The sequence below is a fragment of the Solibacillus isronensis genome (assembly GCF_900168685.1).
Taxonomy (GTDB): Bacteria; Bacillota; Bacilli; order Bacillales_A; family Planococcaceae; genus Solibacillus; species Solibacillus isronensis_A.
On record NZ_FVZN01000014.1, the window covers coordinates 2,188,272 to 2,203,957 of the forward strand.

Genomic DNA, 15,686 nt, shown 5'->3' on the forward strand with positions numbered 1-15,686 from the left:
TAGGCTTTTTTCAAAGTGTCTATCTTATAGGGTACATTTTATTGAACCATTCGGGTTTTGTTATTGTTAATTAGCGTACTTCTGCACCAGCTGCTGCTAATGCTTTTAATACTTTATTGTGCGCTGCGACTACTTCTTCGTCTGTTAATGTACGCTCTGGGTCGAAATAAGTTAATGAGAAGGCTACTGATTTTTTACCAGCCGTCATTTTCTCCCCTGCATAAACATCAAATACTTTTACTTCTTTCAATAAAGAAGTTCCTGCACCTTTAATAATACTTACTATTTCACCAGCTGGAGCTGCTACATCCAATTCTAATGCGATATCACGACTCATTGCCGGGAAGCGCGGAATCATTGAATAAACAAGCTCTTCTTGTGTTGCACTTAAAATAGCATTCAAGTTCAATTCAGCTACATAAGTTTCTTTTACATCAAATGCTTTTTGTTCTTGCGGATGAAGCTGGGCAATGACACCCACTTTTTCGCCATCTAATAATACATCAGCTGTACGACCAGGATGTAAGCCGTCTACTTGCGCTTTTACATAGCTAACACGAGATGTTAAGCCTAATTTTGCAAATACCGCTTCTACAATACCTTTTGCAACGAAGAAATCAACATTTTTCTTTTCGCCCTGCCATGTATTATCAATCCATTTACCTGTTAACACAAGCGCTAAGTGCTCTTCTTCAAACGGTAGCTCTTCAGCAGTTTGTCCAAGGAATACTGAACCAATTTCATATAATGCTACTGTTTCCGCTTGACGGGCTACGTTATAGCTTGCTGCCTCTACTAAGTGAGGAATTAAGCTTTGGCGTAATGTTGAGCGTTCTTCAGACATAGGCATCAATAATTTTGTCGTCTCTTCAGCTATTAATGCAAACTTTTGAGCGTGCGCTGCTGAAGTTAATGAATAAGTTACCGCTTGATAAAGACCGGCACCTTCCATAACATTGCGTACAATACGGCGTCCTGCTTGATATGGCGTTAAGCGGCCAACTTGATCACTCGCAGGTAAGCTTACAGGAATCTCATCATAGCCATACATACGTGCAATTTCTTCAACGATATCTTCCGGAATTTTAATATCTTGACGACGCGTCGGAGCATCAATGATTAATAAGCCATTTGCTGCTTCCACATCAAATTTTAAACGCTCTAAAATAGACAGCATATCCTCTAAAGAAATCTTCATACCTAAACGGCCGTTAATAAAGTCAGGTGATACAACAACACGAGCAGGTGACTTATCAAGTTCATCAACTAGCACTGTACCTTCAAGTACTTCCCCGCCTGCTAATTCAGCAAGTAATTGTGCTGCACGTTCTGCTGCAGGAAGGACACGATTAGGATCAACACCTTTTTCAAAACGCGCTGAAGAATCCGAACGTAAGCCGATTTCTTTTGAAGTACGGCGTACAGAAGCCGGATTGAAGTATGCAGATTCGATTACTACTGTCGTTGTAGTATTTGATACTTCTGATTTAGCACCGCCCATAACACCTGCAACCGCTTCAGCTTCTTGGCCATTTGTAATGACAAGATTATGGCCAGCCAATTTACGTTCCTGATCATCTAGCGTTGTCATCACTTCGCCATCGCGAGCCATACGCGTCACGATTTCACCAGTTGCCAATTTATCATAGTCAAATGCATGTAATGGTTGACCGTATTCCATTAATACGTAGTTTGTAATATCAACTACGTTATTATGTGGTCGTACTCCTGCAGACATAAGCGCATGCTGCAGCCATAATGGAGATTCTTTTACTTCAATGTTTTTTACAACTTTTGCTGCATACATCGGGTTGGCTTCTTTATCTTCTACCGTTAATTTTAAAACATCTTCCGCTTTTTCAGCTGAAGCTGTATAATCGATTTCCGGTAATTTTACATCTTGGGATAAAATCGCAGCTACTTCATAAGCAACACCAAGCATACTCATTGCATCCGAACGGTTTGGTGTTAAACCAAGTTCAAGTACTGTATCACGTAGGCCTAAAACTTCTAATGCATCTGCACCTGGAGTAGAATCGGCAGGTAATACATAAATCCCATCCGCATAAGCTTTTGGCACAAGTCGGCCTTCAATGCCTAACTCTTGAAGTGAACAAATCATTCCGTTTGATTCTTGTCCGCGTAACTTCGCTTTTTTAATTTTAATGCCGCCTGGCAATTTTGCCCCTGGACGCGCAACAATGACTTTCTGACCAGCATCAACGTTTGGAGCACCACACACGATTTGTTGAAGCTCTTCTTCTCCAACATCCACTTGACACACATTTAATTTATCTGCTTCCGGATGTTTTTCTTTTGATACAACATGACCAACAACAACATTTGACATGCCTAGTGAACGGTCAATTACTGCATCAACTTCAATCCCCGCACGCGTAATTTTTTCTGCTAATTCATTTGCTTCTAAAGAAGAAATGTCTACATATTTACTTAACCATTTTAATGAAACTAACATTTATATTGTCCTCCTTCTTACACTTCTGCCTGGTGGAATTGTGATAAGAAGCGTGTGTCATTTGTATAGAAATGACGAATATCATCCACACCGTATTTTAACATTGCGATACGTTCTGCACCGATACCGAAAGCAAATCCTGAAAGCTTAGTTGAATCGTAGCCAGCCATTTCAAGTACGTTCGGGTGTACCATTCCGGCACCTAAGATTTCGATCCAGCCAGTTTGTTTACATACATTACAGCCTTTTCCTGAACATTTATGACAAGAAACGTCTACTTCTACAGATGGCTCTGTGAATGGGAAGAATGATGGACGAAGACGGATTTCGCGTTCTGCTCCAAACATTTTCTTCGCTAATGCATCAAGAGTTCCTTTTAAGTCAGACATGCGGATGTTTTCACCGATCACAAGGCCTTCAATTTGCATGAATTGGTGTGAATGTGTTGCATCGTCTGTGTCACGTCGGAATACTTTACCTGGGCAAATTACACGAATTGGTTCGCCTTTTTTGGCTTCCATTGTACGTGCCTGAACTGGTGAAGTATGCGTACGCAGTAATGTTTCTTCTGAAATATAGAATGAATCCTGCATATCACGAGCCGGGTGACCTTTAGGCAAGTTCATTGCTTCAAAGTTATAGTAGTCTTTTTCTACTTCAGGTCCTTCTACGATTTCGTAGCCCATTCCTAAAAACAGGTCTTCGATTTCTTCGATTACACGTGTTAACAGGTGACGGTTTCCTGCACGTACTTTAGCGCCTGGTAACGTGACATCGATTGATTCGTTTTCAAGCTGTGCTAAAATTGCTGCTTCTTCTAATACAGCAACCTTCTTTTCAAGTTCAGCTGTTACGTTTTCACGCACAGTGTTAACTAGGGCACCCATTTTCGGGCGTTCTTCTGCAGAAAGTTTCCCCATTCCTTTTAATAAGTCCGTGATTGGTCCTTTTTTACCTAAGTACGCAACACGAACTTCGTTTAATGCTTTCAAGTCAGCTGCATCGGCAATTTTGGCTAATGCTTCTTGTTCCAATTGCTTTAATTGTTGTTCCATTTACAAAGTCCTCCTTAATAAAATCCAGTGTCATAGTGCCTGTTCTGAACCCGTTGCTTTCCGTTCCGGGCGAATGCTTTCCGCGGGCATAGCTCGAGCCTGTAATCTCGAGCGTCGTGCTTTTCCCGCAGGATGCTCTGCATGTAGCGAAAGGCGTTAGCCTTCAGCTAATGTTTTATCAGTGCGAAAGGTGAAACCGTCAGCACGAACACTCATCGCCCTACACTCCAAGCAACTAATATTGGCTTTTACAAACTCATAAATACACACTAATCATCACCATTTTTGAAAATAAAAAATCCTCGTCCCCTAAGAAAGGGACGAGGACGAGTTTCGCGGTACCACCCTAGTTATTGCATAAGCAATCACTTCATTGGAGCTAACGACTATGTCTAGCCGGCAATCCTTTCACCACAAGTGGATCCCGGATGCTGCTCGCGGGGTGAACTTCACTATACAATTTGTTAGCAAGCTTTCAGTCATTGGCTTGCATTCCCTAAAACAAATGTTGTATACCTACTCTTCCCGGTCAACGCATTTCGTAATATATTCTCCAACTAGTTTAATGTATTTTCGTACATTTATCAACTAGTTGGAGTGCTTTTCATCATTACATATCCCAAAGAAGGATTAATAATGAACCTAAAACAGTCAATACTACTAAACCGATGCCGTATACGATGTTCGAGTAGATAGCCCACTTGTCATTTGTTTCACCAGCGTGCATGAAAACAATAAACTGTAAACCTGCTTGAATGAATGCTGTTACTAACAGGATAACCATTCCAGTTGTGAATGACATATCTGTGAAGTAAACAAGCATTGCAATCACTGTTAAAATCAGTGAAAATACGAAGCCCATAATTTGGCCGATTGGAAAGAACTTAGCCATAGATTACATCATTCCTTTCAAGTAAATGAAACTGAAGATGAAGATCCAAACAACATCCAGGAAGTGCCAGTATAGTGAGAAGATAAATGTTTTCCCTGCTGTTACTGAGTTAAGTCCACGTTTAGCGATTTGGATCATAATGAAGATTCCCCAGAATAAACCGAACGTTACGTGAAGACCGTGAGTTCCTAACGTTGTTAATAAAGCAGATGTGAAGGCACTAGTCGTAATACCTGCACCAACATGTACATAGTGTATAAATTCATATACTTCTACAGAAATGAACGCTGCACCAAGTAATAATGTAATACCCATAAATGACAATGTCGCTTTTTTACTGCCAAGACGCATCGCATGAATGGCTAAACCGATTGTAAAACTTGATGTTAAAAGAATGAATGTCTCTGCCAATACTGGACCGATTTCAAAAATCTCAGCTGGAGTCGGGCCATCACCTGTACGACCAGATAGAACAAAGTATGATGCGAATAATGTACCGAATAACATAATTTCCGCACCTAGGAAAGTCCAGAATCCGAAGATTTTCAGGTTATTTTCCTCTGTTGAATATTCCAATGGAACATTGTTATTAACTTTACCCATTATTTCGCACCTCCTTCTTTTTCATATTTTTTCTCGATTAATTCAACCTCTTCTTTATGGATATGGTAGCCATGGTCGTCTTCTAGAGAACGGTAACCCATACAAGCTAAAATACCGATTAAGCTGATGATAGCTAAAGTAAACATACTGAATACTAGAGCGAAACCACCGATGAAGAAGAAGATTGATAAAATAAATGTTTGACCTGAGTTATTTGGCATGTGAATATCTTGAATTTCACCTTTGAATAACTTCGTGCCATTTTTCTTAGAATCCCAGAATGCTTCTGAAGTTGAATCAGTTACGTCTGGAGTAATTGCAAAGTTATAGTGTGGAATTGGCGTATGTGTCGCCCACTCAAGACCACGTGCATCCCATGGATCTGAACCGATGTCGCGTGGAGAGTTTTTGAAACTGTACCAAATGTTCCATACTAACATGATGAAAGAAACAGACATAATTCCGGCACCTACGAACGATACCATGTTTAATGTACTGAAACCTGAAGCTTCAGAGAAAGTGTACATACGACGAGCTTGACCATCTAAACCAGTGATATACATTGGGATGAATGCAAGTACGAAACCGAATGACATTACCCAAACTGTTGCTTTACCAATACGTTCGTTTAACATGAAACCGAACATTTTTGGCCAGTAGAACGTTAAACCAGCTAACATCGCGTAAACAACACCAGGGATGATTACGTTATGGAAGTGGGCTACTAAGAACATTGTGTTGTGGTATTGGTAGTCAGCTGCTGACATCGCAAGCATAACCCCTGTTACACCACCAAGTGTAAATAAAGGAATGAAGTGTAATGCATACAACATTGGTGTTGTAATAACAATTTTCCCTTTATAAAGTGTGAATAACCAGTTGAAAATCTTAACCCCTGTCGGGATTGCAATTGCCATTGTTGTGATCGAGAAGATCGAGTTCGTGAATGCACCTTGCCCCATTGTAAAGAAGTGGTGAGTCCATACAGCGAACGAGAATACTGAAATTAAAATCATTGACCATACCATTGACGTGTAACCATATAAGTTACGACGTGCGAATGTAGAAATAACTTCAGAGAAAATACCGAATGCCGGTAAAATTAAGATATATACTTCAGGGTGACCCCAAACCCAGAATAGGTTGGCCCAAAGCATGTCCATACCACCGTCGCCGATAGCAAAGAATTTAGTATCCCATAGACGGTCCAATGTACCCATAGCTAATGCTACTGTTAATACTGGGAACGCGAATACGATAATTAAGTTTGCAATAAGTGCTGACCAAGTGAACATTGGCATTTTGAATAATGTCATACCTGGTGCACGCATCTTAAAGATTGTCGTAATGAAGTTAATACCTGTCATTAACGTACCAAGACCTGCAATTTGCAGTGATAGCATGTAATAGTTTGTACCAACCGATGTACTGAACTCATTATCCGCTAACGGGAAATAAGAAGTCCATCCAGCATCAGGAGATCCACCAACGATGAATGAGATATTGAATAATCCCATACCCATGAAGAATAACCAGAATGCCAAGTTGTTTAAACGTGGGAACGCTACGTCACGTGCCCCGATTTGTAAAGGTACTAAAAAGTTAAAGAAGAATGTAATGAATGGCATCGCCATGAATAAAATCATGACTACTCCGTGAGTTGTAAATACTTCGTTATAGTGCTGAGCGTCTAAGAAACCGTTCTCTGGAACAGCTAATTGTAAACGCATCATTACGGCATCGACACCGCCGCGGAAAAGCATAACTAAAGCGGTGATTAAATACATGATACCAATTTTTTTATGGTCAACAGTTGTAATCCATTCACGCCATAAGTAGCCCCACAATTTAAAATAAGTAACGATTGCTACTAACGCGATTGACCCTAAAACTATAGAAGCCATTGCGATATAAATTAATGTGCTTGGGTGTGGAACTGCAAACTGTGCAAAGAATTCCGACATAGTAGTACTCCTTTCGAAAAGTTGTTACTTTCAAAAATTAGTGTGAAGAATGATCCTCTTCATCTTCTTGGTCTTCTTCTGAAGATTCATGGTTATGTTCCGGAGCTGGTGAGAACTCTAGATGTGTACCAGTATAAGTTTGTTTACCAAGATGACCTGGCTCTAATAATTCGTCAAACTTTTCTTCTGTTAATGGAGCAGCCGTTTCATGAACTTCTGTTACCCATTCATCAAATTCAGTTTGAGTTAATGCTGTTACATCAAAAATGTTTTCTGCTGTACCACGACCTGAGAAGTTCGCGTTACGTCCCCAGAATTCGCCTGGGTTGTCAGCAGCTAAGTGTAATGTTGTTACCATGTCTGCCATTGCGTATTTCTGACCACCAAGTTGTGGAATCCAGAAACTTGTAATTGGACCGTAAGAATAAAGTTTGAATTCAATTGAACGTCCAGCAGGAATGTATAGGTAGTTTACTGTTTCAATACCTTGTTCTGGATAGCTGAAGTGCCATTTCCAGTTAGATGAAGAAGCATAAATAACTAAAGGTTCCTGATCTTCATATTCTTGAGGAACATTCTCAACAATGTAGTTACTCTTAACAGAAACAAATGATAAGAAAATAACGATGATTACAGGAATACCAATCATAATTGTTTCTACAAGCCAGTGACCATGAATATGCGGTGGCTCGTAATCTGGACTTTGTTTTGATGCACGGTATTTAAATAACATAAACACCAAAATTGCTAATACTGTTAGAACAATCCCTGACATTAAGTAAATTAATAACATAGTGTCATCGGCTTGTCTTTGAGCTTGAGGACCTTTAGGATCAAGTACTGCTAACTTATCGTTACAGCCTGCTAATAGGATAGCACCTAGTCCCATGAAAGAGAGTAATGTTCCCTTCATATTTACTTTCATAGTTGGACTCCTTTCCAAATAAATAGAGCTTGTTAGATTTTGCTTAAGCGCTTTCATGTGAGAGCGAAAATAAAATAATGACGATAGTGTTACTACGAATGAATAATTTCACTTATTACCATTTACACTATGCATATAGTGGCAAATAGCCAGACCATCAATTCATCACCATTTAGAACCTTTAAATTGAATCCCATAATTAACAGTTTGCACACTATTTTAAAAAGCATTATTTTATTTTTTTGTTGTGACAACTTAAGGCGCCTGTCTAACCTACTTTGATTTTAGTTAAACATCAAATAAGTGTCAAAACATCAAATTGGAAAAAACCCTTATTTCTGCCATTTTTCGAGCAATTCTTTTTTAATATTTTAAAATAATGACGACAAATGCAGGAAAACAAAGCAATTGCGAGCTAAAAGGTGCTTTCATTTCAAAAATGACATTTCTATGAACTCGTTAAAGTTCATATTTTGCGACTTATCAGAAAGCGCAATTTGTTTCATATTATGGGTTTTATTCCCACTTTTTACCTTATATTTTAAAAGAAATGGGATTTTATAAGTACTTACTTACAAAATCCCTCGTTTAACTTTTCACCTGTTTATTTTACAAATGCATACAATAAAATTCCTGTTGCCACCGCAACATTCAGTGATTCTGCCCCGCCAAATATAGGAATGATGATGTTCTGGTCTGTTTTTGCCAAAATTTGCGGATTAATGCCACTCCCTTCATTACCCACAATTAAAGCAAATGAATCACTTGGTTCCACTTTTTTATAAGAAATAGATTCATCCAATGAAGTGCCGTATACACGAACACCATCAGCCTGCAGATTTTCCACCCATTCCAACAAGTCGCCACGTACGACTGGAATATGGAAATGAGAGCCTTGTGCAGAACGCAAAGATTTCGGATTAAATGCATCGACACTGCCTTTCCCTAAAATAACTGCATCAATTCCAGCTGCATCTGCAGTTCGGATCATTGTACCGATATTTCCCGGATCTTGAACCGCATCGACTAAAAGTACTTTGCGCCAATTGAATTGTTCATCTTCGGAAATTTGGCGTTGCTTACAATGAGCAAATACCCCTTGAGAATTTTCAGTTTCCGCAATTTCTTTTGAAACTGCATCATTCACATGTACTAATACCACTTCATCTATTGCCCATAGTAATGGTAGATCTACACCATCACGCACAATGATTTGCACGATTTGATCTTTATGTTTTAATGCTTCTTCCACTAGATGAAAACCTTCTACTATATACTCTCCTGTTTTTTCACGCTCTTTTCGTTGTGTAACAAGCTTTTTCCAATGCTTCACTAGCGCATTTTGTGTCGATTCGATTCTTTTCATGATTTCCCGTCCTTTTTTACGTACTCGATTGTATATTTTAGCACAATTATTTTGTAATCCATAATGCAATGCCATGTATAAAGTTTATTATTTTGAACAAAGTATGGGAAAAGGAGGTTTCATATGGATTTTCAAATTCGACAAGCAATTACTGCCAATGTAATGGGCTCAGATGCCGCTGAATTTCAGGATATCGTCAATGATGCAATTGCACGGGGCGAGGAACATTTACTTCCAGGCCTTGGTGTATTCCTGGAGAAATGGTGGAACGGTGCAAGCGAAAATGAGCGAAATGAGTTTTCACAAAAACTAGCAAAACAATTTGTCAGCTAACATTTAGCATAACCACCCATCATTCAATTATGATTCCAGACAAAAAAGCAATCCAGCGTCTCCCGGATTGCTTTTTCTATGTAGTGATGGGGCATTCCATCTTGAATACAGACATCACTTGTAGTTCTTCACGAATCGTCACAGCGTCTCCCGTTGTTATTCATGTTGGACTACTACATTATTTATTTGCCCTTCCTGCCCATAAATAATGTATGGTTCACAGCGGCGACTACAACCCGTAGTATAAAGCCAACTGCCTGTTGCTTGTTTTACGCCAGTAAAGATACTAAAACTGCTTTTTGTGCATGCAGGCGATTTTCTGCTTGCTCAAATATATAAGAATTTGGGCCGTCAATAACTGACGTCGCAACTTCTTCCTCTCGATGTGCCGGTAAACAATGAAGGAACATATAATCCGGCTTTGCATGGGCAACCAATTCAGCATTAATCTGGTATTTCGCAAAATCCTTCAGTCGTTTTTGTGTCTCTTCTTCCTGCCCCATAGATGTCCAAACATCTGCATAAACAGCATCTGCATTTGTAACAGCTGCCACTGGGTCATTCGTTACGACAACTGTACTGCCGTTACGAGAAGCAATCGCTTGTGCTTTCTCAATAATACGTTTATCGCATTCATATCCTGGTGGCGTTGCAACGGCAACATGCATACCAACATGTGCTGCAGCAACAATAAGCGCATGTGCCACATTATTGCCATCACCTATATAAGCAATTTTTAATCCTTTCAATTCCCCTTTATTTTCGGCAATTGTTTCAAGATCAGCTAATGCCTGACATGGATGATCAAGATCCGTTAACCCGTTAATGACAGGGATCGATGCATTATCAGCCAATTCTTCAACCATCGTATGAGAGTTGGCACGAATCATAATTCCATCTAAATAGCCTGACAATACTCTTCCTGTGTCGGAGATTGGTTCACCACGGCCAATTTGCATATCACGTGCATTCATATACATGCCATATCCCCCGAGCTGCTGCATACCTACTTCAAATGATACACGTGTACGCGTTGAACTTTTCTCAAAGATCATGCCGAGTGTTTTACCTTCCAATAATCGTGGACATTTGCCCGCTTTTGTTATGGTTTTCAACTGTGTCGCAAGTTCAAGCAGTTGCTTTACTTCTTCACTCGTATAGTCAAGCAGTGTTAGTAAGTCTTTTCCTTGTAAACTTTCAACGGGCTTTAATTGCACCTCTTCTAATAACTTCATCATTACACACCTCTGTGAGCTTTATGTTGGTTTTATTATACAAATGAATAATTATAAAATCAAGTGAATTATTATAAATTTTTTAAATTAATTTAATTATTCAATAATTACACCGTTTTTATAAAACAAAAATTTTACTTAAGCGATATTATTACTGTTTATTGGAGAATTTTTAATTTTTATTGAATTCCCATTCAATTTTTAGCATACTATTTACAGCATTACTTTTTGGAAATAATTTACTTGTAATGCTAATTGATTTTTAGGAGGAATGATTATGCCGAACGCTATCCATACAGTGGAATTACCATTATCAAACGATGTAATATGGAATTTTTTAAAGGATTACAATAATTGGGCACCATTAATCCCAGGTTATATCGAGCATGAAGCACAATATGATACACAGTTCACTTGGACTTTACTGGCAGATTTAGGATTCACGAAAAAAAAGATTACACTTCAAGTCGATATTACGGATTCTATTGAGCCAACTGATGTAAAATTCAACATTAAAGGATTGTCCGATAATTTTGACGGTAACGGCTATTTTAATATTGCTGCTTGCAATAACGAATCCGCTCAGGTTACAGGAAGCCTGGATTTATCTGCCGGCGGTTTTATGGGAATGATGATCAATCCTGTATTGGAAAGTTTCGTACCTAAAGCGACGACCGATTTGACGAACTCAATTGAAACAAAGCTTACTGCACTACATGATGTAAAATAAACAAAAAACCATTAACTTTCCCGATAACCGGAAAATTAATGGTTTTTGCTTATTATATTGGAGAGCGTACAGTAATATAGTTTTATAAATATAAAAAGAGAATGAACTTTATTTCTTTCATCCTCTTTTATTCTAAATACAGTATTCAATTATAAAGAACTATTGGAACACACCGTCACGGACAATTGTCGTATTTACTGTAACGTTCACTTTCATTTCCGAATACATTTCATTCCATTTCTCTTTATCGATATCCGCATGTCGATTTTGAGCTTTATAATATTCGCCAAACTGGAATATATCGGTTTCGATTTCATGGCTATAGTCTATAATTTGATTAATTTCACTTTCAATTTTCTTGTTGATTTCTTTCTCAAGTTTATGAAAGATATTAGAACCATCAGTGCTTACATCTGAATCTACTTCCAATAATCGGCATTTAATGTCAATCGTTAAATTGAATTCAGGCACTTCTGGATCTACTAATTTAATCTTCCGCTTTGAATCTATGGAGTCGATGGCTATTGGTATTTTTCCCGAAAAATCTGAGGGAGATTTCTCCAATGTTGTAATAGGTATTTCCAATTCAAGCGTTCCACTATTCGTCTTCCCTTTAACCATCAATATATAAATTGCTTCCTCTGCCGGGAGTTTGCCGACTATTTTCCCTTTGTTAAAAAAAGCAATACCCGAAATTTGGATACTTTCCTCTTCTCTTTTTAATATCGGCATGGAATAACTGCCCAAAAACGTTAGTTTATCTCTGTTAACTTCATGGAGGGTCGATGAAATAATATAGCGCTTGTCTACATTATATTTGATTAATTGATAAATATGCTGGCCAAGATCTGTTATATTTTCATACTTATACTCTAATATATTGTCCAAACTTCCTTCTACAGTAGCCATATATGTTGCGTTGCTGATTTCGGAATTCATTTTTAAAATATGAATGTTCTCATTTAATCCCGCTTTCGCCAGCTCTTCACCGAATAACACAACCCGTAATTGCCCTGAGCCAATACTCTTCGATGTTTTTAAATCAATTTTTGCACGTGCCCCTCTACTTGTTAATGCAGTTGCAGATTGCAATTCAATTTTACTTTCTAAATCCGGATTAATTTGTCGGATAACAGCAGTGGCGGCCAACTTATCCTTGTCACCTAAATCAAAGCCTACCAATGTCGTTAAACTGATTCTTTCTAGAATTTTCTGTTCTGCACAACCTACCAAAAAGATAATACAGGTAAACAGCAAAATCAGTTTTTTAAACGTAGTCAGCTCATTCATTCCCTTCTCGCTTGCCGTTTTAAGACTTTTTTCTTTAGGAGAGCAATGAAATATAATAAGACAGGGTAAGCAAATACGATATAAAATGCAAAGTACCCAAAATAGTTGTTGAATGTATTAATCTCAACCCGTGTCTCCACAATCAATGATGCTATAAATATAAAAAGGGAGAAAATAACAACAAATTTCTTATCCGTTATATTAATTATTCGGCTAACACCCCGATAAGCAGACCATGCAAATAAACAAAGGTTCGGCAATATTATCATCATCCAGTAACAGACCGTTATCAGTTCAATCCGTTCAAGAAATGGCAAACGGACAATGCTGAATAATGATAATGTTGCCCAAATCGTTTTCTCAAGCTGTTCTCCACTAAAAAAAGTTAATGTAACCAACATAACAAACAAATAAATAGCCAATGTAAACAGCAAGCCAAAGTGGACAAACTTTTGAGCTTTATTCTTTTCCTTGACGTAAGGATACATTGCATTAATAATTTCAAAACCTACAATTGTAAGCGTCATCGAATACGCTCCTTTGAGTAGACTTATAAAATCATTATCTAGTACAGGCAACAGGTAATTAACATTCGAATATTCAATAGGAAATAACAGTACAATTAAAATCCAGAGACTTAAAAAAAAGCTAAAAAAACAAACTCCAATTATTACTCGTAAGCCGCCCGTGAATGCATAACTTACAGTTATAAGCAGTGTAATGGTAATAAACCAAGAACTTAAGCCTGGAAATACCCATGTATTAATAACATCTGTATAATTTTTAATAATGGCGAAATACGCCAAACCGCAATAAACAATATAGGTCAAATTAATAAAATTCCCTAAGTATTTACCGAATAAATCCAAATTCACTCCGTAAATATCATTTGCTTCGTACAATTCCAACGTTTTAAAAATTATAAAGACAATAAAATGTGCTGCAATAAAACTAATAATGATGGAAATCCAGGCATCTTGTTTCGCATCTTTATAGATAATACTTTGAAATCCATGAACTCCTACACCTATTTGAGCAGAACAGATGATGAAAAAGAGAAGAGGGGCATTGAATGTTTGAGTAGAATCAATTTGCAGCTTGTTCTTCACTTTTTCACCTTCTTCTTATCACCCTTAAGATTTACACGCATCTTTGAATAATCCGGATTTTCCACTCGCGCATTTGACGATTTCCGGATAATAAACGGGTATGGCAGACGAATGAGGCTATCGCCCAAATCTTTAAGTCTAGGCGGGTAAAATGGCGCCATATAAGGAGCACCTAGGCTTGTTTGTCGTAATAGATGAATTACCAGAATACAAAAGGCAAGCATTATACCATAGTAACCCCAAAACCCAGCTAAAATGATGATTGGAAACCGAAGCAATCTAATGACATTTCCCATCATATAACTCGGTGTAATAAAGGAAGAAAGAGCACAAAGAGCGACAATAATAATCAGAATATTACTCGTAATCCCTGCCTCCACTGCTGCTGTACCAAGGACGATCCCTCCGACAATTCCAATCGTTTGGCCTATTTTTGTCGGTAATCTTGCCCCAGCCTCACGAAGGAGTTCCATAATCAATTCCAGAAAAAGCGCCTCTAGTATTGGAGGAAACGGTACTTTAGCTCTTGATTCACTAAGGGGCACTAACAGCGGCTGTGGAATCACTTCATAATGGAAAGTTAATGATGCTACATACAATGGGGTAAAAAAAATGGAGATAAATATTGCTGCAAATCTTAGCCATCTCACAAAGGTTGCAATTGGCCACCGCAAGTTTTTATCTTCTCTACTTTGAAAAAACTCAATAAATGAGTAAGGACAAAGTATCCCCATTGAACTGCCATCAACAAGAATACCTATTTTCCCACCCAATATACCGTCGCAAAATCGATCGGGGCGCTCCGTTAATAACATTTGCGGGAATATAGACATGGAGCTGTCATCGATTAATTCTGCGAGTTCCGCACTATCGATCAAATCTTCAATATCAAGAGCCTGTATTCTTTGTCGGACAGTATTAACATTTTGTTCTGTTGCAACTCCAGCTATATAAATTATGGAAATCGCTGTATTTGTCTGATTTCCAACCTTCAGTTTTTCGTTACTAAGATTCTTGCTTAAAATATATCGCCGAATAAGCGAGATATTTGTGGAGAGACTTTCATTAAAACCAACTTGTGCACCGATAACTTGCGATTCATTTTCAGGTGCGGACAATCCTCGTGATTCTCTTGCTGGAATAATGACCATAGTGACCAGTGCATGTCCCGCCACATGAATCATAACAGCGCCCGTTAACAAAGTATCGATACTCTGATTTAAATTTTTTTCCACGTTAACTTGTGGCAAAGGTAACTGACTATGGATACTACTCGGTGTTCCTTCTTGTATGTTCTGCAAGACAGGTAATATTTTTCCGTTCAATATATCTTCTTTTATTAAGTTATCGATATACAAAATAGTAATTGAATCTGTTACATATCGAATTACTAAATCAGCCGGTGAATGAATTTGCTCTTTTACTTTTTTTATAAAAACATCAGTTGAATCGGAAATGGGTTGCCAATCATCCGTTTGGGTAGTTACTTCGGAATTTGATGAAGTAGATTGGTTTTTTTCACCCAGATTATCTTTTGAAGGCCTTGTTAAATCTCCTGTTTGTTTTTTGAACGTTGCCTTCTTATTCTTTTTTTCAAAAAACATAAGCTTCCCCCACTTATCTAAAATTATACTTTTTGCACTCTATGTTTTACTGATTAATGAATTTATTATCGCCAGATTATAGTCAAATATTCAAAAAGTACTTA

At 38.0% G+C, this 15,686-nt stretch carries 13 protein-coding genes and 1 other annotated feature; of the genes, 2 read left to right on the top strand and 11 right to left on the bottom strand.

Annotation, left to right across the window (positions count from 1 at the left end; translation table 11 throughout):
• Positions 1 to 70: 70 nt before the first annotated feature.
• The 7 genes from pheT to B5473_RS19665 all read right to left on the bottom strand — a co-directional run bounded on the left by pheT (position 71) and on the right by B5473_RS19665 (position 9,281).
• Positions 71 to 2,476 carry a phenylalanine--tRNA ligase subunit beta gene (pheT, locus tag B5473_RS19635; RefSeq protein ID WP_079528314.1) on the bottom strand — a complete coding sequence of 802 codons (2,406 nt, stop codon included), beginning with the start codon at positions 2,474 to 2,476 and terminating at the stop codon, positions 71 to 73.
• A 17-nt stretch (positions 2,477 to 2,493) separates the two neighbouring features.
• Complete coding sequence (gene pheS, locus B5473_RS19640) at positions 2,494 to 3,531, bottom strand: phenylalanine--tRNA ligase subunit alpha (protein WP_079528316.1); 1,038 nt, start codon at positions 3,529 to 3,531, stop codon at positions 2,494 to 2,496.
• Positions 3,532 to 3,844: 313 nt separating this feature from the next.
• Positions 3,845 to 4,073 (bottom strand) — a binding site (T-box leader).
• 68 nt (positions 4,074 to 4,141) lie between these two features.
• Positions 4,142 to 4,423, bottom strand: a complete 282-nt coding sequence (gene qoxD, locus B5473_RS19645; protein ID WP_008407695.1) for a cytochrome aa3 quinol oxidase subunit IV — start codon at positions 4,421 to 4,423, stop codon at positions 4,142 to 4,144.
• A 3-nt stretch (positions 4,424 to 4,426) separates the two neighbouring features.
• Complete coding sequence (qoxC, locus tag B5473_RS19650; protein WP_079528318.1) at positions 4,427 to 5,026, bottom strand: cytochrome aa3 quinol oxidase subunit III; 600 nt, start codon at positions 5,024 to 5,026, stop codon at positions 4,427 to 4,429.
• On the bottom strand, positions 5,026 to 6,990 hold the full coding sequence (gene qoxB / locus B5473_RS19655) for a cytochrome aa3 quinol oxidase subunit I (RefSeq protein WP_079528320.1): 1,965 nt from the start codon (positions 6,988 to 6,990) through the stop codon (positions 5,026 to 5,028). Before qoxB ends, qoxC begins: the two co-directional genes overlap by 1 nt.
• 37 nt (positions 6,991 to 7,027) lie before the next feature.
• Positions 7,028 to 7,915 carry a cytochrome aa3 quinol oxidase subunit II gene (gene qoxA / locus B5473_RS19660; RefSeq protein WP_079528322.1) on the bottom strand — a complete coding sequence of 296 codons (888 nt, stop codon included), beginning with the start codon at positions 7,913 to 7,915 and terminating at the stop codon, positions 7,028 to 7,030.
• A gap of 604 nt (positions 7,916 to 8,519) precedes the next feature.
• Entirely contained in the window at positions 8,520 to 9,281 is a 762-nt protein-coding gene (locus B5473_RS19665) for a TrmH family RNA methyltransferase (protein ID WP_079528324.1), read from the bottom strand.
• A 123-nt stretch (positions 9,282 to 9,404) separates the two neighbouring features.
• On the opposite strand from B5473_RS19665, the gene sspI reads away from it, so the two are divergent.
• Positions 9,405 to 9,614, top strand: a complete 210-nt coding sequence (gene sspI / locus B5473_RS19670) for a small acid-soluble spore protein SspI (protein WP_079528326.1) — start codon at positions 9,405 to 9,407, stop codon at positions 9,612 to 9,614.
• A gap of 269 nt (positions 9,615 to 9,883) precedes the next feature.
• Here the strand turns inward: sspI and argF are convergent, their stop codons facing one another.
• Positions 9,884 to 10,849 carry an ornithine carbamoyltransferase gene (argF, locus tag B5473_RS19675; protein WP_176142145.1) on the bottom strand — a complete coding sequence of 322 codons (966 nt, stop codon included), beginning with the start codon at positions 10,847 to 10,849 and terminating at the stop codon, positions 9,884 to 9,886.
• A gap of 277 nt (positions 10,850 to 11,126) precedes the next feature.
• Between argF and B5473_RS19680 the strand changes: the two genes are divergently transcribed.
• A complete protein-coding gene (locus tag B5473_RS19680; RefSeq protein ID WP_079528331.1) occupies positions 11,127 to 11,579 on the top strand; it encodes a CoxG family protein in 453 nt (150 codons plus the stop codon).
• Positions 11,580 to 11,738: 159 nt separating this feature from the next.
• Here the strand turns inward: B5473_RS19680 and B5473_RS19685 are convergent, their stop codons facing one another.
• From B5473_RS19685 to B5473_RS19695, 3 genes are read right to left on the bottom strand one after another with little or no spacing between them, the layout of a single operon-like run.
• On the bottom strand, positions 11,739 to 12,869 hold the full coding sequence (locus B5473_RS19685) for a Ger(x)C family spore germination protein (protein WP_079528333.1): 1,131 nt from the start codon (positions 12,867 to 12,869) through the stop codon (positions 11,739 to 11,741).
• Positions 12,866 to 13,978, bottom strand: coding sequence for a GerAB/ArcD/ProY family transporter (locus tag B5473_RS19690; protein WP_079528336.1), 1,113 nt, complete (start codon positions 13,976 to 13,978; stop codon positions 12,866 to 12,868). Before B5473_RS19690 ends, B5473_RS19685 begins: the two co-directional genes overlap by 4 nt.
• Complete coding sequence (locus B5473_RS19695; RefSeq protein ID WP_079528338.1) at positions 13,975 to 15,582, bottom strand: spore germination protein; 1,608 nt, start codon at positions 15,580 to 15,582, stop codon at positions 13,975 to 13,977. Before B5473_RS19695 ends, B5473_RS19690 begins: the two co-directional genes overlap by 4 nt.
• Positions 15,583 to 15,686: the final 104 nt, after the last annotated feature.